This window comes from Halobellus ordinarius, assembly GCF_031823395.1.
Taxonomy (GTDB): domain Archaea; phylum Halobacteriota; class Halobacteria; order Halobacteriales; family Haloferacaceae; genus Haloquadratum; species Haloquadratum ordinarius.
In genome coordinates this window covers 1-23,786 of the sequence record NZ_JAVQKJ010000007.1, presented here as the reverse complement: position 1 = coordinate 23,786, position 23,786 = coordinate 1, and the positions used below count along the sequence as shown (strand labels likewise).

Genomic DNA, 23,786 nt, shown 5'->3' with positions numbered 1-23,786 from the left:
GTGCGTCGAACGGGGCTATATGTACGCCGTCGTCGGGTGTAGCGACTGTGAGCACCTGTGGCTCCTGAAGGACGCACGCGCCGCGGAGACCGCGACGTGTCCGCGGTGCGGGAAGACGCACCGGACGAAGAAACTCCGGCAGTTCGTCGAGGAAGACGACCGCGAGGCCGCTCGGCAGGCGCGAGCCGCGCTGCTCGCCAAACGCGGCGGCAACAGCGAGGCGTTCGCGGAGACGGCCCACGTCGCGGAGATGGAGCGTGAACTCGACGAGCGCGGCGTCGACGACCGGGAGTATCTCGACGGCTCCGGCCTCGATCCCGACGCCGTCGAAGCCGCCGGCGAGCGCGCGACGAGCGGACGGCCGAAATCGAAGAGCCGAAAAGAGATCGTCCGCGAGGCGGTGCGCACCCAGGAGTCACCGACGACCGAGTCGATCGTGGCCTACGCCGAGGAGCGCGGGGTCCCGGCCGAGAACGCACAGGACCTGCTGACGAAACTGACACGCCGCGGCGAGGTGTCGGAGTCGAACGGCACCTACCGACTCCTCTGATCGATGACTGGACAGCGACCCGTCCGCAATTCGGAACTCGTGGGTACGCTCACACGCGCCGTCGCCATCGGGTGCTTTGGAGCCGGTGCGATCGCGGCGGCAATCACCCAACAGCTCGTGCTCGCGGGCGCTGCGTTCCTCGCCGGTCACACCATTCTTGCGACCGTGGCGATGATCGCGGATCGACGGCGCCGCGGCGTGGGGCTCTCTTTGGCCGGCGTCGGCTGGCTCTCGCTGTCGATCGGGCTCGCTGCGCAGCGGGGGGCCGACGTGGCCATCCCGGAAACACCGGCCCTGCTCGTCGGGGGCGTGCTTGTCGCTCTCGGGACGATGCTCGTCGTCGGCGAATCGGGCGGAGGTACGGAGCGGGACGTCGACGAGCGTGTCGAATAGGGGCACGACGGCTGCTGAGGCAAATCAGCCGTCAGCGGCCCAGATCCGCGTGCGCACTGGAGAGGTGTCGCGACGCCAGCGCCGACAAAAGCGAGAGTTCGCCCGCGAGCGCACCGACGGCGATGTACTCCGCGAGGGCGTCGGCGTTCGATCCCGGCGGGTCGCCGCCGCCGCGGATGCCAAGCACGTCGAGCGCTTCGGACTGCGTCGGGAGCTTGGTCCCGCCGCCGACGGTGCCGACTTCCAGCGACGCGAGCGACACCGACAGGTAGAGGTCGCCGCCGGACGCCGCCGAGTCGGCGGACTCGGAGCCGCCATCGCGGACCTCCGCGGTCGTGATGGCGTTCGCGCCCTCGACGACCTGCGCCTCGTCCTGCCCGGTCGCGAGGAACATCGCCGCGACGACGTTGGCGACGTGAGCGTTGAAGCCGAGGCTGCCGGCCTTCGCCGACCCAACGAGGTTCTTGCGGGTGTTGAGTTCCACGATGTCCTCGGGGGTCGTGTGGAGCCGCTCTTCGACGAGTTCGCGGGGAATCGTCACGTCGGCCGTCACGGTCCGACCCCGCCCCTCGACGGCGTTGATCGCGGCGGGCTTCTTGTCGGTACAGAGGTTCCCAGACAGCGCGACCAGTTCCGCCTCCGTCTCGGCTTCGACCACGTCGCAGGCGGCCTCGGTCGCGATCGTGGCCATATTCATCCCCATCGCGTCCTTCGTGTCGTAGCGGAACCGGAGGTACACCGAGTTGCCGACGACGTACGGCGTCACGTCGAGGAGCTCACCGTGGCTCGTCGTCGACTCCGCGGCGTCGACGAGTTCGGCTTTGTGGTCGCGGACCCACGAGACGAGCGCCTCCGCCTCGACGACGTCGGCGACGCGGAACACCGGTGCGCGCGTCATTCCGGATTTGAGCACCCGCGCGCTCGCACCGCCGGCCGCCGAGAGCGTCGAACAGCCGCGGTTGACGCTCGCGAGCAGCGCTCCTTCCGTGGTCGCAAGCGGCAGGTACGTCTCGCCGCTCGCGGCGCCGCCATCGACCGTGACCGGCCCGGCGACGCCCAGCGGGACCTGGACGGTCCCGAGCATATTCTCGATGTTCGACTCGGCGCGGTCGGCCGGGAAGCCGTACTCCCCGACGGTTGCAAGCGACGTGTCCGCCTGCGATTCGACCACCAGCCGGCGGGCCGTGGCGGCGACGTCGGCGTCGGCGTGGTCGTCCAGTTCGTGGAGCCGTAGCTCCCCCTCCCGCACGCGCTCGGCGAGGGTCTCGGCGTCAGTCATACGCCCTCCTTCCGGGGGCCGGGCCTAACGGTTTCCGGTTCGGACGGGCCGCCGGAGCGTCGAGATTAGGAGGGGTCGGCTCACTCCAGATAGCCGAGCCGTTCGAGGCGCTGCCGGGTGTCCGAACCGACCTCGACCTCGTCGAGGGCCTGGCGACCGACATCCTCCCGTTCCTGCAGCAGGACGAGGAGCTGCCGGGCCGTCCGGAGTTTGAAGACGAGATCCGGATCCGCGACCTCGCCCTGGACGCTTTCGAGCAGCGTATCGATCGTCTCGTAGGTCGTCTCGCCCATATGGGGAGTAACATCCGAACCGGTATAACGGCATCTTATATCGCTACTGTCCGGTAACCACCGGATGATTCTTGACGGGGCAGCGGAGGGGCGCGTGTAGCGTCCCGATTCTTCGAGCTGATGCGATCGAGCGGATCGAAGGGAAACCTACTCGGTATCGGGCAGCGAGATTCGGGTATGTCCGACCCCTTCTTCGACCAGCTCGGGGACCGCATCGACCGGATCGACAGCGTCGTCTCCGTCGGCCTCGACGCCGACCGCTCGCGGCTTCCCGATCACCTCCGGGAGAAAGAGCTCCCGCAGTGGGCGTTCAACCGCCGGATCATCGACGCGACCCACGAACACGCCGCCTGTTACAAGCCGAACGCCGCGTTCTACGAGAGTCCCGAGGGCTGGCGGGCGCTCCGCGAGACCATCGCGTACGCGAAGGGCAAGGACGTCCCGGTCCTCCTGGACGCGAAGCGCGCTGATATCGGGAATACAACGCGCCAGTACGCGCAGTTGCTCGACGACGTCGACGCGATCACGGTCAACCCGTATATGGGCCGTGACTCGTTGCAGCCGTTTCTGGATCGGGAGGAGAAAGGCGTGTTCGTGCTCTGTCGGACCTCGAACCCCGGCGGTGCCGACCTCCAGGATCTGGAACTCGCCTCGGGCGAGGCGGTCTACGAGCGGGTCGCGGCGCTCGCAGATCTGTGGAACCAACACGGCAACGTCGGCCTCGTCGTTGGCGCGACCGCGCCGGAGGAACTGGAATCGATCCGCGAGCAGGTGCCCGACCTGCCGTTCCTCGTCCCGGGGATCGGCGCGCAGGGCGGCGACGCGGAGGCGGCGGTCGAACACGGACTCGCCGACGGTGTCGGCCTCGTCAACTCCTCCCGCGGCATCATCTTCGCCGGCGAGAACCGGGGAGAGGAGTTCGCGAAGGCCGCCGGCGCCGCCGCCCGGAAACTGCAGAAGCGACTGAACGGGTACCGGACCGAGTCGTAGTCACAACACACAGCGGTGCGTCGGCACAGCTGCCTCCCAAGTTCTCCGGCTGTCGGCGGATCCGACTCGACACGCCGGCGACGGAAGCCGACCCAGTCACCTGAACTCGGGGACATCTTCCTCGCCCTCGGCGAAGACGTCGTTCTTCCCGTCCGGATCGGCACAGTGGACGCAGAGCCCCTTGTCCTGATCGAAGTGAATCGAACAGACGGCGGCGCCGCACCGGTGACAGACGTACTCGGCTTCGCGCCGTTCGCACACCTGACAGACACCGGTCACGCTCATAGATGAGTGTACGCGACGCGCCCACTTGATTCGGTGGGGTAGATCGGCCGCGACGGGGACCAGCAGGTGCCCCCACCCCGCGGAACCCTCTTTGCTCCGGCGAGCCACCGGGGTGTATGCGCATCACGCTGTACGCGCTCGACGGCTGTCCGTACTGTGAGACCGTCCACGACGCCCTGACCGCCCACGGGATCGAATACGAGACCGTGTGGGTCGAGGCGCTGCACTCCGAGCGCGACGAGGTCAAGCGCGTGAGCGGCCAGCGGTCCGTTCCCGTGCTGATCGACGAGGGGCGCGGCGTCACGATGACGGAGAGCGAGAACATCGTCGAGTACGTCGAACGGACGCTCGCGGCGGACCAATGAAGATCTACACCGGCCGCGGCGACGAGGGGATGACGGACCTGCGCGATATGTCGCGCGTCTCGAAGACCAGTCCCCGCATCGAGGCCTACGGCACCGTCGACGAGGCGAACGCGCTGATCGGCACTGCCTGCCCGACCGGCTACGACGACGTCGACGAGACGCTGGAAACGGTCCAGAACCACCTCCACATCGTCCAGGCCGACTTCGCCAACCCCGATCCGGACGAAGACGATCCAGTCATCACCGAGTCCCACGTCGTAGAGATAGAAGCGGCGATCGACGACGCGGAGGCGGAACTCGACCCGCTGACGTCGTTCATCCTGCCCGGCGGCAGCGAGGCGGGCGCGACACTGCACCACGCGCGTGCGGTGGTCCGGCGAGCGGAGCGGCGCGCGGTCGAACTCGCCGCCGACGAGCCGGTGAACGCGGAGGCGATTCGGTATCTCAACCGACTCTCGGATGCGCTGTTCGTGTTCGGCCGGCTGGTCAACGCCCGCGACGGGGTCCCCGAGGAGTCGCCGTCGTACTGACAGCGCGGGAAGTGGATGCCGGCAGGTGGCGAAGAAGAACGCTTAAGTCCGGCGACGGGGAATCTCGCCTTGCGGGTCGGTGGTCTAGTCCGGTTATGACGGCTCCTTCACACGGAGCAGGCCGGCGGTTCGAATCCGCCCCGACCCATACGCGGTACGTATGGACTGTATTTTCGCTGTTTCTTCACTCGTTAGGGACTCTACTGGCAAATTTCTGTTTTTCGCCGGGTGATCAGAAGTCCTCAATTCTCGTGAAGGCATACGGTTAACTCACGCGGGTCGTCCCCGTCTTGGAATCCGTCTGATTGATTGCTATTTGTACATAAAAAGATGGTGCCGATATTCAATCACAGCCATACGAATCTTGTATGAATCGACTTCTGACGAATCGCTTGAACCGTCCGAACACATCTCAGGGGTGACGCAGCATATCGATCTACTGAATCACTTCCGTGCTTGGTCTCGTCGAACTGGCAGTGTTAGCTACCGAGGTGAATTTCGAGATTGTCTGCGATAGTTTCCGTAGTTTCGCTGGATACTGATCTTTATCGGGTAACCACCGCGCACCGAGCGTAAACCGCCCCTCAGTATCGACGATTGCCAAGACTGCGTACGTCCACTGGGACCGCGGATCGTGTTTCGACCGCACCGGACGGTTAATCGTCACGTCGTTATCAGCACCCATCCACTTGACGCGGAACAAATCGATAGCGATGTTGCTGATCTCTCTTGAGATCGGGTCAATCTTACGTATACTGTGACAACTCGGGTTCGCGTGTGTCCCGCAGGGAGCGACGGATTTCCTGTTGGGTCCAGCCGAGTGGGGAGAGGATACTTTCGGCAGCGCGGATGAGTTGTGTTTCGTAGTAGTCCACGTCATATGTCTCGATGTCTTCGTGTGCGAGGGCAACCCGGTCACGAGACGTTCGAGAATCGTCGACGACGACGTACTCGATGTCTTGCCCGGGGTGGACGGCGAGCCCGTGCTCACGGGCGCGTTTGAGCGCAGCGACGGTCCGCGTGTCTCGGGTGTACCCGTCGACCGGCTTGGAGACACGCTTCGTTTCGACGAGCCGCTCACCCGCAACACGACCGTCGTGGAGGTCGCTGAGTGCGTCAGCAACCACCGTGAGCACTGCCTTCGGTGACCGGGTCGCATCGAACCGGTCGAGACACGCTCGCTGCGTGTCGGCGATGAACTCCGGCGTAGATCGCTGTCGCGCTTCGATCCCCCGGATTTTGAATGCGTCTCCTCCCGTGATTTTCCCGAAGTATTTCGTTAACGCTCCGACGTTGCGGTCGCGCTGCGGGACGAACGCGACCCACTCGTAGTGGGCCTCGTGTTCGAGTCGGATCTCTACGGCGTCAGTAATCGTCGCCGCTAGTTCACTGATCGGTGTTCGGTTCGCGTCGGTGGTGTCGGGATCAGGGGTCACCCAGATCGAATCGACGATGCCGTGGACGACGCGCCACCCGCCGTCTTCGAGCTGTGCTTTCGCCGTGAGGAGGATCTCCCGGGCGAAGGCGTTGATGGCTTCGTGACACTCGATTCGCCCGAACTTCGCGTTGTTGAATCCTTGATACCCGAAGCACGCGACGAGAATCCATTTCAACGCGGCTGATCGTCCTTCGAGTGCTGCGATGCGGTCCGCGTCAGGACTGTCCTGTTCCCGTTCGGCCTGGAGTGCAGCTTTGAGCTCGTCGCGTGCATCGATGAGGGGTTGCAGCACATCGACGAGGTATCCGTGCTCGTCGCAGATCGCATAGTCGAGTTCGGGTACGTCCGCCCGGTCTTGGTGGCATTCACACCGGATGACATCGGGGGAGACGTTTCGCGTGCAGATGATGTTCGGATACAGGCTGGAAAAATCGAGTTCGTGAACGTTCTCGTGGACCCCGACCTCGGGGGCGAAAATGAAGCCGCCACGGTCCGCGTCGTGGAGTGTCCGCATCGATTTGAACTGTTCGTGCCGCCACGAGTGCCACGGCACCAATACCCCGCGGTCGTGCGCTGTACGCACCTGGATAGCGGTGAGGATATTTCCGATCGACGCCCAGGCCGCCTCCTGCAGTGGTTTGTGCGACCGGGAGACGAGGTCGACGACACCGTCAAGGTTCGTTTCGCCGTAGAAGAACGTGTTCGACTCGTCGATGATCACACGGCCCGGAACGTTGTACCGTGCCGGTGAGTGCCCGACACGACCGTAACTCGCATACGTCGACCGAGAAGCAAGCTGCTGGTACTCAACGCTTTCCCAGCGACTCAGCGAAAACGAGTCGATCTCAGCTCGGTCGGCCATCTCGTAGAGCGTCGGAATGAGCTGACTCGTCGAACAGACGAGGACATCAGGATCGACTCGGTCAACCGCTGCCTGTACCGCGGTGAGGATCGCTCTCGGTGGTCCCGTCACATCTTCGCCGTCGATGGTCAGTTCGGAATACACGTCACCGGTCGTCTCCGGCAGCGGCACCCCGAGTCGAAGCGTCGTTAGTTCGTCACTGGGTGTTGGGTCCGTCCCTGTTTCGAGACAGTACCGGAACTCACGCGAGAAATCCACGTTGAAGCACGCCAGATCACCGATCGGTGTGTCCGACATCTCCCGTGTCTGGCGGGCGAGTGGCGTGACCTGATCAACGTGAGTGACTGTGACTGCAAGGACGGCTTCGGAATCTCGTCGGAATGTCGGTCGTCGAGACACGACCTCAGTAGCAACAACGTCCGGGTGGCGATCGTACACGGCCCGCAGTGTCGTGACATCAAGATCGGCGTCTGGTGCTCGTGTCCCGACGAAGAACTGGGGCGTGTACGCGTCGCGTTCGGTGACGACCGCACCGTCCGGTGTGGATTCCCATTTGAGCACGCGTCCGTCATCGAGAAAATCGATCGTGAACGGCATCCGTCTCAACACACCACCATTCTATCGTGCGAGAGACGGTACAGTGACATAGCCACTTGCGTGTCGCTTCCGTGGACTCACACTGAGATCCGTTCCGTGAACAGAGCACCAGCACTCAGGTGGTTTCGACCCTTCCAACAGTTTCCGAAATGGCTTCCGAGAAGAGACTCGTGGGTAACGTCTTGTTCGGTACAGGTCTAGGGTGTCATAAAAGAGTTGTCACGGTGCTTATTTCACGACCTCACAGCTGAAACAGCCGTGAGAGTGTGCGTGCATATTGATCCTTGCGACAACTACCGAGAACAATTCGCACATCCAATCCCCCGGCTATTACGGTGCGATTGGACGCGAAAACAATAGGTACAGTGCCCGAACCGGGCGCCGTTACGCGGTGTCCTCACGATCTGTTTCTTCGAGTGCGGCTTCTAGTGCTGCGAGGCGGTCGTCGTGGTCGTCGAGTCGTGCTTCCTGTTCAAGATCGATGCTGATCAGCGCCGGAAGCAGTGGTTGCTGGTGGTTCAACAGGCCGCTGGCGTCGGCGTGCTCCCGAGCATACTCAAAGAGCCGGTCGAACTGGGCTTGGTCACGACGGCGGAGCGCCCGGCGGAACGTCGCCCACCGGTCTTCGATCGCTCGCAGCGCGTCACGGTACGTCGGGTTCGTTCGCCCCATCGTTACCGCCCTCCGCCAGCGTGTGACCACGCTTCACGTAACGGCGCCGCGTCAAGGGTCGTTCGGGTGCCGTCCGTCGTCACGCCCGTTCCGACGGTCGAAGTAGCGGGTTCCGTTCGGTACCCAGTCGGTTCGACGCCGCACTGTTCGGCGCGGGCGGTGAGGACGTGGCGCCAGTAGGCGAACGTCGTCTGGTAGTACGCGCCATCCCCCACGGGGTACACGAGCGTCTCGAAGTCGGCACCGACGAACCGCGGCCCGAACCGGGTCCGCTCACACGTGATGTGGCGGTCAGCGATCCGTTCGATCGGTTCAGCAAACGCATCTCGCTGCGACCGCGTCACCACTACTGGAACATCGTACCCATCGGCGTACGCTCGAAGTCGAGCAAGTGTTCGCGCCAGTAGTGTCTCGGCAGCCTCACCACGCATCGTGTCGGTCGCCCTGTACTGAGCGTCAACTGCTGGTGCGACGAGCACCGACGGGCTTGGCGAGGACGTCTGATCGCGTTCGCCTCCCGCTTCGGTCGCTGCCGCTCTGAGTGTGTGATTCACCGTCGCCGGGAGGTCACAGATAATGCCGTAATGTTGGTACGGGGTGAACCCCCGGGCGACGTGAATCCGGTCTAGCATTCGGTGGCTCGGGGCGAGACGCGCCAGCGACGTCGTCGTCGCGTACCCGTTCGCATCCACCCAGAACGCCGGGCCGTCCGTCACCAGCAGGTGATCAAGAACGAGCGACTGGATGACCGGAACGCCGCGCTCGTCGTCGATATCCAGGAGCGTGATGCCCTCGGTCAACGACGGGAACAGAGCCGCGTCCGTCACTGTTTCTGCGTCACTGGCGAGTCTTCGGTTCCGATCGGCGTCACGGACGGGCTGTCGCTCCCCGTGATTCGCTGCGTGTACACCGCGTGTCCTCGCGTCAGGCATACGTGATGGGACACTGGCTGTCTCCATAAGCCGCAGCGTGTCGGTTCCGTGGTTTCCGAAATCAACACGACAGGGCACAGCCGCCCGCTCAGTCGGTGTGTGTCACGTTCGCGTCGTTTCCGGGAACGGGTCCGCTTCGTGGACCGCTTGACCGACGTGCCGTGACTACGGTCCCGGCGTATCCGGGGACGACAGGTTCGGATCACGGACCGACGGGGTGAGTGATTTGAGATTGAATTCCGATGTCCCGCAGTACTGTTCAGCGAGCGACGCCAACGCGTTCGTTCGAAGAATATCCGCCAGATTATGCGCGACGAGCGACTCGAACGCACCCGATTCGAAGGCGGTCACGGCTTCGCTGCTCTCGTCGAACGGATCGTCGGCACCGAGGTCGCCGCCGATCAGCGTGTCGTACGCGCTCACGAGATCGTTCTGTTCGTCGCCCGCCACCGTCGTGTTGAACCGATCTTGGATGAGCGGTAGGATATCCGCGTACGGCAACCCATCGAACGGCCACGCGAGATCCTGTTGTGCGTACCGCGTCCGGAGGAACGGCAAGTCGAACCCGCCGTTGAATCGCTCCCCGTTGTACGCAACGAGCAAGAACTCCCGTGGGGCGACCGTCTCCGCAACGAACCCCGCAACCGCTGAGAGCAACGCCGATTCGTCGTCGTGAGTGGAGAGTTGAAGGTTCGTCTCGAACCGGTCACCGAGTGTCGATTCGAGTTCCGTATCGTTTACTGGTCGTCCAGTCGTATTCAGGAACACACGGCACCCGAGCGGGACTGTAAATCCGATGACGGTCACACGATCCGTGGTCTCGAACCCGGCCGTCTCGATGTCGAACGAGACGTGCGTCAGTCGCGTCCCCATCGGACCCACCTCCGGGGGACAGCGTATCTGTTACTGGCTGGTGTTCGCCTGTGCATATTCCTGTCGACACCTCGTGTTCCAATAAGCCGTTGTGTGGCACTTCCGGAGTTCCGGGATCAACGGTATATGACCGATCGGGACTGGAATCAGCGAGTTCGACGGGATATGGTAGTTCCGGAGTCGTTTCCGAGATCACTGCGCGAACGAGTGGTGCAGAGACGATGTCGGCGTGGTCCGCACAGATTTGGGACTGTGGTTCTTTTCACGCCGTTGAGCCTGAATCACCTATCAGAATGCGCTTGCGAACTGACCACCACAGTTCCTACCAGATTCTGATAGTGTTCAGATTGCCGTTCAAGATACAATGCGCGTATCTCGCACAAAACCGGGTCTATTCACCCCTAAGTGATTATGACCGGTAGTTATGTATCAACAGACGCGTCGACTGTGATATCGACGCCAGCCAGTGCCCGAGAGACCGGACAGTTGGTCTTCGCGTCTTCAGCGATGTCCTGAAACTCGGACTCGCTGATTTCGGGGACGGCAGCTTCAGTCGTGAGTTCGATGCGGGTGATCGTTGGGCCCTGGTCATCGAGCATCTCCAAGTGGCAGTCGGCGGTCGTGTGTACACGGTCGGGATCATAGCCTTCCGCTTCGAGATTGTTCGCCAGCGCGAGCGAAAAACAGCCAGCGTGCCCGGCAGCGATCAACTCTTCGGGGTTGCTCTGAGCCGGTTCGTCGTCTCGGAAGCGCGATCGAAACGAGTAGCCGCCGCGCCACGACCCACTCCCGAGAGCCATCTCACCGTCACCGTCGCGTACACCACCACGCCAAGTTGCTTCTGAGGTTCTGATTGGCATCTACAGTTCAAATACGGACGGCCCAGCTTCAAAACACTCGTGGTGATCGCTACCGCCGCAGTCCGTAGGAGAACCCGATATCCATCTCACGAGCGCGTACGCGGATCGCGTCCTCCATCTCCCGCATAAAGTCATCGACCGTATTCCCCATCAACATCACCGGATACTCCTCGTCCAGCATCTGTTCCAAGACATCGCCTGCATCTTCATCCCGGTCGTGTGTGGTCACTGGGACGTCCACGTTGGATGCAAAGACATCGGTAAATGCGCCACCAGCCCGCGCTTTCCGAATCAGATCACGGTCTGCAAGCGTATTCAAATAGCTCGCAAACGAAGCTGTCCGACTCCGCCGGTCGGCGCGTAAGTATACGAACGGGAGAATGTAATCGTCACCGGCGAGCGCACGTCGGATCGCCTCCGTACTTTCAATATCGTTGATCTCTGCACCATTGAATACCTGCCCGCCTGGCACGTCTTCCCACTCGGGTTGGATCGCGTCAAGGTATGCGTTGAGTTGTTCTTCAGGCACCGGCTCCATATCTAATGCGCGGAGGACATCGTTCGTCGCGTAAATCGTCTCCGCCCCGAGCCGCCCCCGCTGGTCGTCCGGGATCGACACTTGCGTCAGTGTCGCGCCCGCCTGTTCGATTTCCTCTTGCATATACTCGTGGAGTACCGGATGGAGTTCGCCACTCACGACGTGGGTGTCCGGTGGAATCGTCCGCGCGAAGGCCCGGGCAATATCACGCCGTGTCTTCCCGAGCGTGTCCTGGTGATCCTGTCGGATATTCGCTATCACGACCACGTGGGGCTTGACGAAGCGTTGATTGAACAACCGTGTCGTGTACTCCGTGATCCCTTGGTTCTCGAAGATTGCCACGTTCTCCGGCGAATACGAGTCGAAGATTGGAACGAACTCTCGGAGGACGTTCGTGTTTTCGTACAGCGTAGTGTACGGCCCCGGGCGGTCAATCGGAATGACATCACCGTTCCGAATCAACGTCGGTTGGTTCCCAGTGATTTTCGTGAGTACGTCGTAGCCACGCCGATTAAACACGTCGTCAAGTCGTTTGACAGTCGATGATTTGCCACGAATCCCGGAGACGACAATGCGGATGTCGGTGCCTTCGATGAACTTTCGGTGGCGTGTGCCACGCTTCAGCAGCGCCCCTAACCGGTCTCGGAGTCTGCCGCGGCCAACGTTGAATGGCTCGTAGCTTACTGATTCGTCCTTGGCACCAATCAGATAGACCGGGAGAGCCCCGACGGCAATATCTCCGAATCGCTCTGCTGCCTTGATCGCGTTTTCCCGTGTCGTATACGTGTGGCTTGGAACTGCCAGCGTCGTGTCTCCCTGTTCGAGCGTCCACTCGAAGATGTCGCTGGATTTGTCGCCGCGGATTATGATCTGCGACCGGTCGTGTTCGCTGGAATCCGCGGCAACTTCGAATTCGTCGAGATGTTCAACCTCAGCGAGAGCGTCACGTACCTGATCGACTTCCGTCCGTGCTGCCTGTGATGTCCCGTAGGGACTCGGAGACACTGCTAGTAGGAGATCACCGTCGTAGAACTCCCAGACCCAACCTGCGGATGTGTTACTAATTTCGAAGTGGCCCTGTTCGATCACGCTTCACCACCCCCAGATAGAATCGATGCTTCAAACACTGCGTTTTGATCCGGTAAATCGACCGTTCGGTATTCAACGACTGCAAGACACACGATGATACCGACGATCATAGCGGCGATAATCGGTATGCCGAACACCTGCGGAATGAGATCCGGACGGACGAGGCTGATGAGTTGGGTCGTGGCGAGCAACAGGAGAAATGCCCCTGCCTGTAGCGGGACAAAGAGGGTACGCTGCGGAGGAGCAGTGACGTGCCAACTGTAGGCGTTAACACCAGCTAAGATGGCGACAAAGTACGCCGACAGTCCCCGTGTGATTGGAAACGCAAGTGCAAGTGGAACGACAGCGACGAGTGCTGTCACCGTAGCTACCGAGATGAGTACCCGTCCATACAGTAACGTCACGTAGTGGACGGTCTTGAGCGCGAGATACGCGATGACCAACACAGTGAGATATAACACGAGCAACCAGGTGTTAGCGAGCGCGTAGATTGCGAGCAGCGCCATCGCCACGAGTCCGGTTCGAACACCGTATCGACTTCGGATACGTTCTGCGAGGGAAACGCCGATCAGAAACACAACGACCGCTATCGGTCGAGCGAGAATCGTTGGATCAAGTTCTTCAACTACGACCGCATTCTTGAAGACTGCCACATCTGCCGTGGGACTGTAGAGAACGGGCGGTGTGAACGTTCCAAGAGTTGAAACGAATTCAGGCCGAATCAGTACCCAGCCGATTAGGATGAGAACGGCCAGAAGAAGTGTCGTGGTCAGTAGATCCCACTTGCGGTACTCCGGTTTTATTTGGTGGTAATTATACGCGGCTAATCCTGGGAGGATGCTGCCGATGAAGACGACACTACGAAGCGATTCGGGAAGGAACCCCCAGATGGCAACCAGCAGGGCGAGAGGGACACCGCTCCCGATTGCCATCGCAACCAGAAGCTCATCGCGTCCGTAGATAAGTGTCCGGTGCTTGATTACGTATAGACCGACGTACGCGGTGAGCGTACTGATGAGGAAAATCGGGAGCATCAGTGCGTTTTTAAGGGTATATACGGCAAGTACTGGGATTGCTATTGTCCCGCCAGTTCGATAGCCAAACAGTTGTGTTATTATACCAACAGAAAAGACACCGAGAGCAGTTACCGTGATAGCAACTAGCATTTTAGAGGATACTATAGCGGATGGAAGTAATCGACACAAATGTTTCGGACACGAGTGCTATTGAACCCGAAGCTAAATCAAAATCAGTTCAGACAATCATCATATGAATCTCCCGTTTTCATTCGTTCTGGCGAGGCAGTCAGTTATGTACCAGCGGTGACAGCAGCGGTTCAGAGCCCACAACAACCACGAACAAATGAATCAGGCCCTTAACGAACGTCCGCTGAGGAGGTTCAAAAGAACGCAGTGCCTGCTGACTACACCCTCTATATTCAGCAGACGGTTCTTGACAGGATATGGATGGCTCCGGAGTGGGTATGATATAGCGTTCGCCTGTACTGATCGATTTGATCTTATGGTGTGGTAATCCTTCTATGACTCTCTCTTCTAGCTGCTTCTCGTGTCATCGTCGGCATAGGCGGCATCCAAGAGTTCCGCCCGCTGTTGCAGCGTCTTCCACTCGGACAGTACCTCCCAGGCCGCCTCAGTCGTGAGGTCCCGGTCCAGTTGATCGAGCGAGACGTCAGCTGGACCGTCGACATCGAATCGCTCTCGGTGCGTTTCCAGCTGCTCACGGACGTTGGTGAGTTGCTCTCGGATCTCTTCGTTCGAGTGTGTCGACCGGAGCTGTTCGACGCGTCGCCACTGGAAGTACGCGTCGTTACGCTCGTACTGCGTCGCGTGGTCCCGAGATCCCGTGACGATCCCCAGGAACTCGAACCAGTCGAGATAATCCCGGGCTGTTTCCGTGTCGCAATTTGCTCGATCAGCGATCACAGCCACCTGTGTCGGTTCCCGCAGTTGGAGGACGACATCGAAGAGGCGTGCTCGGATCGGATGATCGTTCAGTACCTCCGCAGGGCTCTCAAGTTCAGCGACATCCGGTGGCTCCGCGGACGGCGAACCGGCCCTCTCAGTAGAGTCGTCGGAATCGTCCATCCTCTGGTTCTCAGTCAGCGGGCGATGGCGACGCCTGATCAAGCACCGCGTATTCCCGGTCACGACTCGACCCGGTCGCTTCCAGCAGGTTGTACTGCGTCATCTTCGAGAGATACGACCGCACCGTTCGTTTCGTCCGCGGGTCTTCGACTTCCGCGGCGTATCGCTCGTGGATCTCACTGGGACTCAACGAGCCGTGGGTGCTGACGATGTCGTATACGATCCGCTGATGCGGCGTGAGGGATTCGAGACTCTTCTGGCGGATCTGTGCACGAGCGTCATCAGCGGCCTCCACCAGCAGTTCGTCAGTGAGTTGCTCGTCCCCGTCACGGTCGGCGGTGCTCGCCGCGGTCCGCAGGATCCCGATCGCAAGCCGGGCGTCCCCGGCGGCGGCGTCGGCAATCCGGTACAGTTGTTCGTCGGTGACGGCGCCTGGATCCAACCCCCACTTCGCACGAGCACGGAGGATGTCGAACAGCTGCTCGTTGTGGTATTTGCCCATCCGGACGTGTTCACTGGAGCGCAGCCGACTGACAAGCCGATCGTCAACACGGCTGAACAACTCCTCTTCCTTGTTCGCAATACAGATGATAGCGAACTGCGGGAGACTATGGAGATCGTAAATGAGGCTCGGGTCTTCCAGTTGATCGGCCTCGTCGAGAATCACCACCGACCGCTGGCCGTCGTGTTGTTGGAGCCGTTCGATCAGTTCGTCGTGCGGCGTTGATTGGCGGTGAATATCGATCGTCTGCCCCAGATCATCCAGGATCTGATACAGCGTCCGGAACCGCGTGTAGTTCCGCCAGCAGTTCACGTACGTGGCGTCAACGTCAAGGACTTCTTCACGAAGTCGTTCCGTGACGAACTTCGAGACACAGGTTTTCCCCGCGCCGCTCGGCCCAGTCACGACCGCCGTCTCTGCCGGTTCGCCGTGCGTGATCGGCTCAAGCACGCTAGAGAGGTGGTTGACTTCCGCGTCACGATGCTCGACCTCACGGGGCACGAACCCAGCCCGGAGCACACGAGCATCACGGATCATCTGAACTACAGGTGGATTCGACCGCGGCTCTGAAAAATGTAGGTGGGGTGTTTCCGGAAACGACTACTCACCAGTGTAATTGTATTAGAAATACGCGATTCACCAGGTAGCGGTCCTATCACTCCGTGTGTTTCCGGAAACGGATACAGACTCGCCTGTCGTACAGAGCCTTTCGATGAAATATCTAAGCAGCCACAAATTAATATAAGCGGAATCCGTAGCAGGCAGTAATGAGTGACAAAGCGCCACCAGATCTCACTCTCACCGACGAATGGGACACGGTACGGGATGACCGAACAGTAAAAGACCGAGTGTATGAGATCGCCACGACACTAACATCACCGACGCCCGTCGTAGACATCGCTGACCGAGCGGACTGTACGAAGGAAGGAGCACGCCCGCACTTGGAGTGGTTCGTTGAGCTTGGTGTCCTGGAGAAAGTCGCAGACAATCCCGCACTTTTCGTGCGGAACGAAGCGTACTTCGCGTTCCGTCGGGTGACCGAACTCACACGCAAATTCGAAACAGCGGAGGCAATCGATGAAGCAATCGACGCGTACCGTGACCGAGAACGCGACCTTGCAGCACAGTTCGACGCGCCCTCCCCGGAGACAGTCGTACTCTCAGATATCGACGCAGACAATATTGATGATGTCTACGACACGTTGAGCACGTGGCGAGCAGTGACTCGTCGGCTCCGTGAACTCCACGAAGCCAAGCTTCGTCTCGAATCAGAATCCAGTCCTGCATCTGCGTCTCCACTCCCCTGAGACGACAAATGGGAGACTCGGACGAGCTCAACGAAGAGTTGCTGCGGATCCTCGGCGAGCATCTCGCTTCACTCTCGGTGACCACAACCGTTCGGTACTTCCCTCCTGAAAAGGAAGACCGTGTCGTTGCCCAATTTGTAGAGAGCTACTACCCAGAGTATATTGCAACAGCCCGACTCGAACTTCGAGTCCGGATGAACGCCGATTTCAACGTCCAATATATCGAAGAGTGGGATACTGAGCAGTGGGCGTGTCGCTGGGACCGCCATCCAAACGCACACAACACGCGTGAACACTTCCACCCGCCACCGAAACCACGGGTAGACACAGCGATCGATGCCTCCTACCCGGCGGAACTACCGGATATTCTGCGAGTCATCTTAGCAACACTTGAGCAACGAATCAATACACTATGGACAACACCCAGCGAACCAGTATACCCTACTGAATACGAATTCACCGGCGAATATGGAGAGACATATCTCCAGTGACTACTACGATGCAGTCGCAACAGTCTGCCGTTTGAGATTTCCCAGTCGCTTTTGCCCGTGAGACTGATGGGCCGGTGTGCAGCTCCCCCGTTCAACCCTGTGTACGCTCGTGGCCGTTTTGCTTGTCGTGACTGCCGGGTGTCAGGGGCTGCCCGGGTCGTCGGCTCCGCCCAGCGATCAACAGGCTGTCGATGCGGTCACGCACGCCCAGGAGGCGTCCCGGAACGCGACGGCCTACCGCGTCTCGATCGACGGTCAGGTTCGGATCCGTGATGACAGCCGATCCGAATCCATCGAGATAACGGGCGATGGCGTCGTGAACACAAATGGACAGCGGATGAACGTGACACTCGGTGCTGAGGGCGACACGGTCGTTGGCCTGCGGGATACACGACGGGCGTACGTGGATGGGTACACGCTCACCACCGAGTGCTCAAGACTCGGATGGGCACGCTACAATCTCACGGAATCAACGCCGTGGTTCAACTACACACCGCTCGGCCAACAACTGACGCTACTTGACCGAACGAACGTCTACTGGAACGGGACCAACATCGTGAACGGGAGTGAGACTGCCGTCGTGACTGCGTACCCCACTGAAGACCAACTCCAAGCAAATCAGAACCTCCCCACGGGAAACATCGGAACGCAAGGCAGTGCAACGCTCGACAACGCGACAGTCCGTGTCTGGATCGATACGGAGACGCACCGGGTCCAGAAAGTCCAACGCGAAATCCACGTTCGGGGTGAGGGCGCAACCGGCGTTGCCACGATCACGTTCCGGTTTACCGACTACAACGAACCAACCACTATTACGCGACCATCGTTTGAGGACGCAGGGACTGAATGGAGCGGCGGCTGTCCCAACACGTGACTCTTAAATTTATGATGAACGGGTCGAAAACACGGAATAATGGTTTCTTACGAGGCGTTCGATCAGGATGTTGAAATCAACGGGCAGACGGTGCTTACGATTGTCAACGAAGGGATGGGAAAATTTTCGGAGGCCTATCAAGAACGGGCATTAAACGCGTTAGCAGACGAAGGGATTACTGATCCAGCGCCTGACGAATGGTATCCACAACAGGCGTGGCTGAACGCGTTTGAGGCGATTGCTGCGGAGTTACAACCGCACGTGCTAGACCGACTCGGTGAACAAATTCCGGATGTCGCCGAGTGGCCGAATGATTTTGACACAGTGCCTGAAGGGTTACAATCGATCGACGAGGCGTATCAACGGAACCACCGAGGTGGAGAGATCGGGTGGTATCGATTTGAGCAAACGGACGACCGGGCCGGAACAGTCACGTGTTATAACCCGTACCCGTGTCCGTTCGATCGTGGCCTAATCAGAGGCGTTGCCAAACAATACGCGTCGATGGATTCGTTCGTGTTCATTGAGGAAACCGGATCTACCTGTCGACGGAACGGGGACGATCGCTGTACCTACACTGTGTATTGGTGAGCAGACCGGGGGCTTACTTCTCGTACGTTTCGAGTGCTTCACGGAGTTCTGCGGCAGATAGAGCCGATGCAAGTCGGGTAATTTCTTCGAGATCTTCGTAGGATGCTCGAAGGTCACGGATCCGTTCGGCTTCACTAGTATTCGTGTCCGAAAGTTGCTCTTCAGCTCTCTGGATCGTTCGCAGCGTCGTCTGGATCTCGCGTTGGATGTATTGCTGGAATACGTCCTGCAGGATAAACCAGATTTCGCGTTCTGCTGTGAACTGCACTCGCCGTCCGCCGCCTTCCGAGGAGCGACGATGGATTAACCCGATGCGTGTGAGTGTTCGCGTGACGTTACTCACGGTTGATTTGGCGTACCCGGTTTCTTCGACGAGTTCTGGAATCGAGAGCGGATCGGTGGCAAAATACAACACTCCGTAGATGCGTCCAGCGCTGCGGCTTAGTCCATACACCTCGGCTGATTGTTCCAGCGATTCGATGACGCGTTCACGTGCGAGGTCACGATCTCCTTCACTCATACGAAGCCCCTCGTAGTCCGGCGTGATGAGTCCCCTCGTGAGTCATATCTACCACAAAGACTCCGTAAGTGTTAAATCGTTTGATTCGTTTGTTCGGAGCGAGCCGAACAAACAAAACGAACCATCCCAAAATTAATGTCCAGTGCACTCCCTCACCAGCCGTCAGTCGAATACGCCCCGGAGAAACAGACCGACGTCGTCGTCGGCGGAGAGAACCACTCCGACATCCTCCAGGTGCTGTCGTCGGAGACAGCACAGGAGATCCTGACCACGCTCAAGCGAGAGCCGGGGACGGCGTCCGACGTTGCGACCGCTATCGGGCAGTCGATCCAGAACGTGACGTATCATTTGGATCGGCTTCGTGACGTCGATCTCGTCACGCCGGTTGGAACGTGGTACTCGGAAAAAGGAAAGGAAATGACCGTGTATGCCGTCACAACTGAAGAATTGGTCGTCCAGTTTGCCGATTCGACTCATCAGGAACCGGACCGCTCGCCAGACCGTCGGTGAAGCGACGCGCGCTATCCTTGATCAAAACTATCGGTTGACGATGCCGTGGCTGTGCTAAGATATAAACAGGTGGACATGTCCGACGCAATAGCGGAGTCGTCCTATCGCCTTTCTAAACATATGAGTACTGACGCCAGGAGTACAACAGATGCACGGGGCGTCCCAGTCACCGTGGATCAGGTCTCGCACTCGGGTGAACCGATGATAGCTGGTACTACGGTGGGGACATCTGATCGTCACCACATCGGTTTGGGGACACACCGCCGACGGGAGGCTACGCGTTGATATGTCGGTACAACAGTGGGTCCGTCGGGTTACACACGGTGTATCACCTGACCGTGTCAGAGCAACGTGGCGCGGAATACTACCGTGGGCAGTTGGGTTCGGCGTCCAACTCCCAACGCTGGCTATTATAGGATTCGCTATCAGGAGCCAGTTCGACCTTTCTGAACTCGGAGGCGGAACGATCGTGATATTAGATATTGGGTTGCTGGGAATCGCCTCAGGGATCGGACTGCTCGTGGCAATCACATTCGGAACGTGGCTCGATAAGCGATCGCTTGCAGCGTACGGGATCAGCGTCTCTCCGAGTGAGTTGAGAGATTGGGTGGCTGGCATCGTAATCGGAAGTCTCACATACGCTGTTCCTACCGCTGTGTTCCTCCAACTTGGGAGAGCAGATGTAACCGCGGCGTACAGTAGCCAGATTGATGACCTTATGGTTATAGCAATCGTTGCTGCAGTAGCTATCGTCTCCTTCGGATTGCAAACTGCGTTCGAAGAGTTCGTTTTCCGTGGTGTGATGCTGAAGAATTTTGCCGAAGGACTCGTTTCAAGAGGCAGTTCTCCCACCCGATCTGCTATTGTGGCGTTACTGGCTAGCTCTTTGGTATTCGGCGCGAGTCATATCATAACGCAAACTGGAGGCGGTGCCGAGGGACGGAGTATCCAGTTGGTCGTCTCAAGCACACTACTGGGATTGTTGTGGGGTGGAACGTACGTCCTGACAGGCCAGTTTGCGGTCCCATTCGGCCTCCACCTCGGGCACAATCTCTGGGCAGCGATGGTGTTACAGCCAACCGAAGTCGCCGTGAGAGTACCGGCACTCGGCCAAGTTGCGTACTCGGTGAGTAGATACGACTTGGTCGTTGGGCAAGTGATCGTCGGAGCTAGCTGTGTACTTATGTGGCTGTACCTGACGCGTGACGAAGTCATAATCGAAGACCGAAGCGCCCGCCAAACAGAGCACCAGTAATCATATGTGTCTCAGCTCCTGTTAGCGCAATTTGCCATATCGTATTCTACGCGAAAGACAAGCAGAGTGCCTCAGGGGTCGTCCCTGAGGCGGCTCACGTACTTGCTCACGGCAGATACGTTGCCAGGAAATTAATGACCCGATCAAGTGTTTCGTTGATTTCTCTCGCCTCGCTGCCCGAATCAGTCTCGTCTTTCGGAGGTAGTTGGCTCATATCTGGTTCATTAAGTTACGGCGGTCTGTAGCTTCGCCCGAAATGGCGTGAATATGCGGACTACGCTGAACTTCCGAGGGTCCCCCTGTCAGCCTGGTTCCCCTAAGCACCGAGCCTTTTTGCGAAGGCTGAACTGACTCTGTATCGCTGCTATTCCCTATTCCCGTTCAAACTCTGGCGGATACAAGGTCAACCTGCGCTAGTTCCGTGTCGAGTGTGCCGGGGATCTGATTGCTTGGGGTTATGTCCCTACGGTTCTGGCAATTCGCCGAACGGCTGGCCTGTCGAGCGGTTCTTAATCGTCAGCGCGGCGTTTTGTGTTCGTCCACACGGCAAGGATAATATAGGCAATCCCGATGAGCCTGATGCGGTTGGTGAACTGGTCGTTCCATTCGACTTCATCAGGATGAGTATAGAGGAGAGAGGTGGCAAAGTCTCGGTAGGCTTCAGGGAACAGGAGTACCACAGCACCGAAGACGCCTGTGAGGTTCATCAACCACGCGTACGCTTGCCGACCGATGAGACTAGCAACAGTTACTACGATTCCTTCTGATCGTATTGCAGAGTCGGTCCACGGTTTTCGCGTATATTCGTCGGGGTTTTCGATAGCGACGGTTTCGAAGATAGCGATGATTCGGTTCGGGAAGACTGCGGTGAGCACGCCGAGGACACCGATGAACGCCCGTATCATATGTCGTTATACGGCTGCTACAGAGTTAATTCTTTTTTGAATGGGTCTGTGTTGTTCTGTAGGTGATGACGATGGCAAGTCCTGATAGAAGCCGTCTCACGCTGTTTGTCAGTATTCTGATTGTCTTCGCCGTCGCGCTCTATGTCGTCTCCGGAATTACCACGATGAGTCCGATCGCGCTTGCGCCAGCATATATGTTCTCCCCGATGATCGCAGGTCTCGTCGTTTGTGTCCGTCGGGGGATTCCGTTGTCGGCAGTTGGTCTCCGAATTGGCCGGGTTCGGTGGCTTGCTGTAGCTGCCGTGGTTGCCCTCCCCCTTGTGGGGTTGACACTGCTGATTGCGGTTGCTGTTCCTGGTGTCGGTTTTGATCCGACGATTGACCCGACGCCGGGGCTCGAATTGCCCTCGGGAGTGCTCGGTGTGGTGGCGGCATTCGGACTCGTGCTTGGACTCGGAACGACAGTGAACGCGGTGTTTGCTTTCGGCGAAGAGTTCGGCTGGCGCGGGTATCTCCTGTGGGAGCTAGCTCCGTGGGGTTTCTGGAAAGCATCGTTTACTATCGGTGCACTCTGGGGTGTCTGGCACGCACCGGTCATCGTTGCGGGCTACAACTACCCCTCGTTTCCGGCGATCGGAGTCGTTGCGATGACGATTGCCTGTATCTCCTTTTCTCCAGTCTACACGTACCTCGTTGTTCGCTCGGAGTCCATACTCGCAGCGGCGTTACTCCACGGTGTGTTCAACGGATCTGCCGGTCTCGTTATTGCCTATGCCGTCGCAGGCGATGCTGTACTCAGTGAGTTAGTTGCCAGTCCGGTCGGGGCTGCCGGTATCGTCGCGTTCGGGCTCGTTGGTGTCGGCATCGCGCTGTCAGACCCCCCCTCGTTAACGCGTGAGTTCGCCCACGACACGGCTCCGTCCGCATAGATCCACGACGAGAACCCCCTAGTAACTCGATACGCGTACGCAGTTCGTTGCGAGTGGGAGACCGTCACTACGACGCGAAGAAAACGCAGGCCTCGTGAGCCTTCTGGATGGTTAACGACGCTCTTCACTTCTGTGTATGGATGGGCCAGCACTATCTGACTTGATATAGGATCTCCCATAGAGTTATCATTTCAGTCGGTGATGCGAGTGTATGGCGTATAGTCGTATTCCGTGGGTAGATGATCATCCAGTGGTGGCGTTTTTCGTGGGTGCCTACGCCTACACGTGGATTATTTCCGCCCCGGCTGCGTTTATGCAAGAGAGTTGGACTCCGTGGATTCTCATCTACATCGGTAGTTTTGGCCCGCCGGTAAGCGCGGCTGTGGTGACGTGGCTGCGTGGTGATGATGTTCGGGCGTGGGCTCGTCAAATTGTTCGCTGGCGGGTCGGCTGGCCGTGGTGGGTTGCCGCCTTCGGGATCCCAATCGCCATCATCGGCGTCACGGCAGTCGTGCTTGCGGCGATCGGGGGCCCGGTTGATCTTGGGCAATCCACGCAATCGCCGGTGCTGATCGCTATTGTGTTCATTTTCGGGCTGACGGTCAGCGGAGGGTTGAACGAAGAACCGGGCTGGCGAGGATTCGCCCAGCCGTATCTAAACGATCGGTACAGTGCGCTGAAAGCGAGTCTCATCATCGGCGTCGTCTGGGCTGGCTGGCATCTCCCGTACTTTTTCATCCCGATTACGCCACATTCGGGATTCACGCTCGTTAACCAGATCGGATGGTTCATCGGTATCATCCTCTTGTCAGTCATTCTCGCGTGGGCGTACAACGGTACCGGCAGCGTGCTGATTGTGATGGTGCTGCACGCGATGGCGAACACCGCGGATATACTGCTGCCACTTGCTCCGGAGCTGATCGTCGTTGATGGCGTGATTGACGAAGCTGCAGTCGGGACGGTCGTGATGGTCCAGTTGGCGGTACAGTTACTCGTTGTAGTTGCTCTCGTGGGGTACTACGGCTTCGATTCACTCGCTCGTGGGGAGATTCCAGGCGCGGATGAGATCCGGAGTAAGTGACCTAGAACCAGTCAATCACTTTTTGCTGCTCTATTCCTGCGCGACGATACTTCCGATAGTGGCTGATGTGGTCTTTGTCGGACTGTATGTCTAGTTTCAAGAGTGTAGGGATCCAAGTACTCGGGTATGGCCTCCGAGCAAACGGCGGCCGATATGTTCGCTTTGCTCTC

The 23,786-nt window shown here is 59.2% G+C and carries 27 protein-coding genes and 1 tRNA gene; 14 read left to right on the top strand and 14 right to left on the bottom strand.

All coding sequences use genetic code 11. The annotated features are described in order from the left end of the window. Nucleotides 1-19 precede the first annotated feature (19 nt). Nucleotides 20-550, top strand: coding sequence for a DUF5817 domain-containing protein (locus RJT48_RS11035; RefSeq protein ID WP_311172339.1), 531 nt, complete (start codon nt 20-22; stop codon nt 548-550). A 3-nt stretch (nt 551-553) separates the two neighbouring features. After that, nucleotides 554-943, top strand: coding sequence for a hypothetical protein (locus RJT48_RS11030; RefSeq protein WP_311172338.1), 390 nt, complete (start codon nt 554-556; stop codon nt 941-943). Nucleotides 944-974: 31 nt separating this feature from the next. Here the strand turns inward: RJT48_RS11030 and hmgA are convergent, their stop codons facing one another. Both hmgA and RJT48_RS11020 read right to left on the bottom strand, forming a co-directional pair. Next, a complete protein-coding gene (hmgA, locus tag RJT48_RS11025) occupies nt 975-2,222 on the bottom strand; it encodes a hydroxymethylglutaryl-CoA reductase (NADPH) (protein ID WP_311172337.1) in 1,248 nt (415 codons plus the stop codon). A gap of 80 nt (nt 2,223-2,302) precedes the next feature. After that, entirely contained in the window at nt 2,303-2,515 is a 213-nt protein-coding gene (locus tag RJT48_RS11020) for a hypothetical protein (protein ID WP_311172336.1), read from the bottom strand. A 177-nt stretch (nt 2,516-2,692) separates the two neighbouring features. Here RJT48_RS11020 and pyrF point away from each other — a divergent pair, with 177 nt between their 5' ends. Continuing rightward, nucleotides 2,693-3,505 carry an orotidine-5'-phosphate decarboxylase gene (gene pyrF / locus RJT48_RS11015; protein WP_311172335.1) on the top strand — a complete coding sequence of 271 codons (813 nt, stop codon included), beginning with the start codon at nt 2,693-2,695 and terminating at the stop codon, nt 3,503-3,505. Nucleotides 3,506-3,601: 96 nt separating this feature from the next. Here the strand turns inward: pyrF and RJT48_RS11010 are convergent, their stop codons facing one another. Then, nucleotides 3,602-3,790: a zinc finger HIT domain-containing protein gene (locus RJT48_RS11010; protein ID WP_311172334.1), complete on the bottom strand. Its 189-nt coding sequence runs from the start codon at nt 3,788-3,790 to the stop codon at nt 3,602-3,604. 116 nt (nt 3,791-3,906) lie between these two features. Here RJT48_RS11010 and RJT48_RS11005 point away from each other — a divergent pair, with 116 nt between their 5' ends. The 3 genes from RJT48_RS11005 to RJT48_RS10995 all read left to right on the top strand — a co-directional run bounded on the left by RJT48_RS11005 (nt 3,907) and on the right by RJT48_RS10995 (nt 4,833). After that, entirely contained in the window at nt 3,907-4,155 is a 249-nt protein-coding gene (locus RJT48_RS11005) for a glutaredoxin family protein (RefSeq protein ID WP_311172333.1), read from the top strand. Continuing rightward, nucleotides 4,152-4,685, top strand: a complete 534-nt coding sequence (locus RJT48_RS11000) for a cob(I)yrinic acid a,c-diamide adenosyltransferase (RefSeq protein ID WP_311172332.1) — start codon at nt 4,152-4,154, stop codon at nt 4,683-4,685. Before RJT48_RS11005 ends, RJT48_RS11000 begins: the two co-directional genes overlap by 4 nt. 73 nt (nt 4,686-4,758) lie before the next feature. Further along, nucleotides 4,759-4,833, top strand: a tRNA-Val gene (locus RJT48_RS10995). A gap of 598 nt (nt 4,834-5,431) precedes the next feature. On the opposite strand, the gene RJT48_RS10990 is transcribed toward RJT48_RS10995, so the two are convergent. The 9 genes from RJT48_RS10990 to RJT48_RS10950 form a co-directional block, all read right to left on the bottom strand. Further along, entirely contained in the window at nt 5,432-7,582 is a 2,151-nt protein-coding gene (locus RJT48_RS10990; RefSeq protein ID WP_311172331.1) for a type B DNA-directed DNA polymerase, read from the bottom strand. A gap of 384 nt (nt 7,583-7,966) precedes the next feature. Continuing rightward, a complete protein-coding gene (locus RJT48_RS10985; protein WP_311172330.1) occupies nt 7,967-8,254 on the bottom strand; it encodes a DUF8156 family protein in 288 nt (95 codons plus the stop codon). Nucleotides 8,255-8,256: 2 nt separating this feature from the next. After that, complete coding sequence (locus RJT48_RS10980) at nt 8,257-9,186, bottom strand: P-loop NTPase family protein (protein WP_311172329.1); 930 nt, start codon at nt 9,184-9,186, stop codon at nt 8,257-8,259. Between the two features lie 165 nt (nt 9,187-9,351). After that, nucleotides 9,352-10,059: a hypothetical protein gene (locus RJT48_RS10975; RefSeq protein ID WP_311172328.1), complete on the bottom strand. Its 708-nt coding sequence runs from the start codon at nt 10,057-10,059 to the stop codon at nt 9,352-9,354. 422 nt (nt 10,060-10,481) lie between these two features. Next, nucleotides 10,482-10,919: an OsmC family peroxiredoxin gene (locus RJT48_RS10970; protein WP_311172327.1), complete on the bottom strand. Its 438-nt coding sequence runs from the start codon at nt 10,917-10,919 to the stop codon at nt 10,482-10,484. A 49-nt stretch (nt 10,920-10,968) separates the two neighbouring features. Continuing rightward, a complete protein-coding gene (locus tag RJT48_RS10965; protein ID WP_311172326.1) occupies nt 10,969-12,546 on the bottom strand; it encodes a Mur ligase in 1,578 nt (525 codons plus the stop codon). Beyond that, on the bottom strand, nt 12,543-13,712 hold the full coding sequence (locus RJT48_RS10960; RefSeq protein WP_311172325.1) for a poly-gamma-glutamate biosynthesis protein PgsC/CapC: 1,170 nt from the start codon (nt 13,710-13,712) through the stop codon (nt 12,543-12,545). The genes RJT48_RS10965 and RJT48_RS10960 overlap by 4 nt, the downstream gene beginning before the upstream one ends. 387 nt (nt 13,713-14,099) lie before the next feature. Then, nucleotides 14,100-14,651, bottom strand: coding sequence for a DUF7342 family protein (locus tag RJT48_RS10955; RefSeq protein WP_311172324.1), 552 nt, complete (start codon nt 14,649-14,651; stop codon nt 14,100-14,102). 10 nt (nt 14,652-14,661) lie between these two features. Next, nucleotides 14,662-15,690 carry a Cdc6/Cdc18 family protein gene (locus RJT48_RS10950; protein ID WP_311172323.1) on the bottom strand — a complete coding sequence of 343 codons (1,029 nt, stop codon included), beginning with the start codon at nt 15,688-15,690 and terminating at the stop codon, nt 14,662-14,664. Nucleotides 15,691-15,920: 230 nt separating this feature from the next. On the opposite strand from RJT48_RS10950, the gene RJT48_RS10945 reads away from it, so the two are divergent. The 4 genes from RJT48_RS10945 (at nt 15,921) to RJT48_RS10930 (ending at nt 18,416) form a co-directional block, all read left to right on the top strand. Then, the gene (locus RJT48_RS10945) at nt 15,921-16,460 is read left to right on the top strand and encodes a DUF7342 family protein (RefSeq protein WP_311172322.1); all 540 of its coding nucleotides are present in this window, start codon (nt 15,921-15,923) and stop codon (nt 16,458-16,460) included. An 8-nt stretch (nt 16,461-16,468) separates the two neighbouring features. Next, on the top strand, nt 16,469-16,951 hold the full coding sequence (locus RJT48_RS10940; protein ID WP_311172321.1) for a toxin-antitoxin system TumE family protein: 483 nt from the start codon (nt 16,469-16,471) through the stop codon (nt 16,949-16,951). Nucleotides 16,952-17,027: 76 nt separating this feature from the next. Next, a complete protein-coding gene (locus RJT48_RS10935; protein WP_311172320.1) occupies nt 17,028-17,825 on the top strand; it encodes a hypothetical protein in 798 nt (265 codons plus the stop codon). 39 nt (nt 17,826-17,864) lie between these two features. Further along, nucleotides 17,865-18,416, top strand: a complete 552-nt coding sequence (locus RJT48_RS10930; RefSeq protein ID WP_311172319.1) for a hypothetical protein — start codon at nt 17,865-17,867, stop codon at nt 18,414-18,416. 13 nt (nt 18,417-18,429) lie between these two features. Here the strand turns inward: RJT48_RS10930 and RJT48_RS10925 are convergent, their stop codons facing one another. Beyond that, nucleotides 18,430-18,936: a GbsR/MarR family transcriptional regulator gene (locus RJT48_RS10925; protein WP_311172318.1), complete on the bottom strand. Its 507-nt coding sequence runs from the start codon at nt 18,934-18,936 to the stop codon at nt 18,430-18,432. 135 nt (nt 18,937-19,071) lie between these two features. Here RJT48_RS10925 and RJT48_RS10920 point away from each other — a divergent pair, with 135 nt between their 5' ends. Then, entirely contained in the window at nt 19,072-19,446 is a 375-nt protein-coding gene (locus RJT48_RS10920) for an ArsR/SmtB family transcription factor (protein WP_311172317.1), read from the top strand. Between the two features lie 286 nt (nt 19,447-19,732). After that, entirely contained in the window at nt 19,733-20,701 is a 969-nt protein-coding gene (locus tag RJT48_RS10915; RefSeq protein WP_311172316.1) for a CPBP family intramembrane glutamic endopeptidase, read from the top strand. Nucleotides 20,702-21,210: 509 nt separating this feature from the next. Here the strand turns inward: RJT48_RS10915 and RJT48_RS10910 are convergent. Continuing rightward, nucleotides 21,211-21,606 (bottom strand): hypothetical protein, encoded by a 396-nt coding sequence (locus RJT48_RS10910; protein WP_311172315.1) that lies wholly within the window; start codon nt 21,604-21,606, stop codon nt 21,211-21,213. A gap of 422 nt (nt 21,607-22,028) precedes the next feature. Between RJT48_RS10910 and RJT48_RS10905 the strand changes: the two genes are divergently transcribed. Together RJT48_RS10905 and RJT48_RS10900 are read left to right on the top strand one after the other, a co-directional pair. Continuing rightward, complete coding sequence (locus RJT48_RS10905) at nt 22,029-22,535, top strand: CPBP family intramembrane glutamic endopeptidase (RefSeq protein ID WP_311172314.1); 507 nt, start codon at nt 22,029-22,031, stop codon at nt 22,533-22,535. A 211-nt stretch (nt 22,536-22,746) separates the two neighbouring features. Continuing rightward, a complete protein-coding gene (locus RJT48_RS10900; RefSeq protein WP_311172313.1) occupies nt 22,747-23,616 on the top strand; it encodes a CPBP family intramembrane glutamic endopeptidase in 870 nt (289 codons plus the stop codon). Nucleotides 23,617-23,786: the final 170 nt, after the last annotated feature.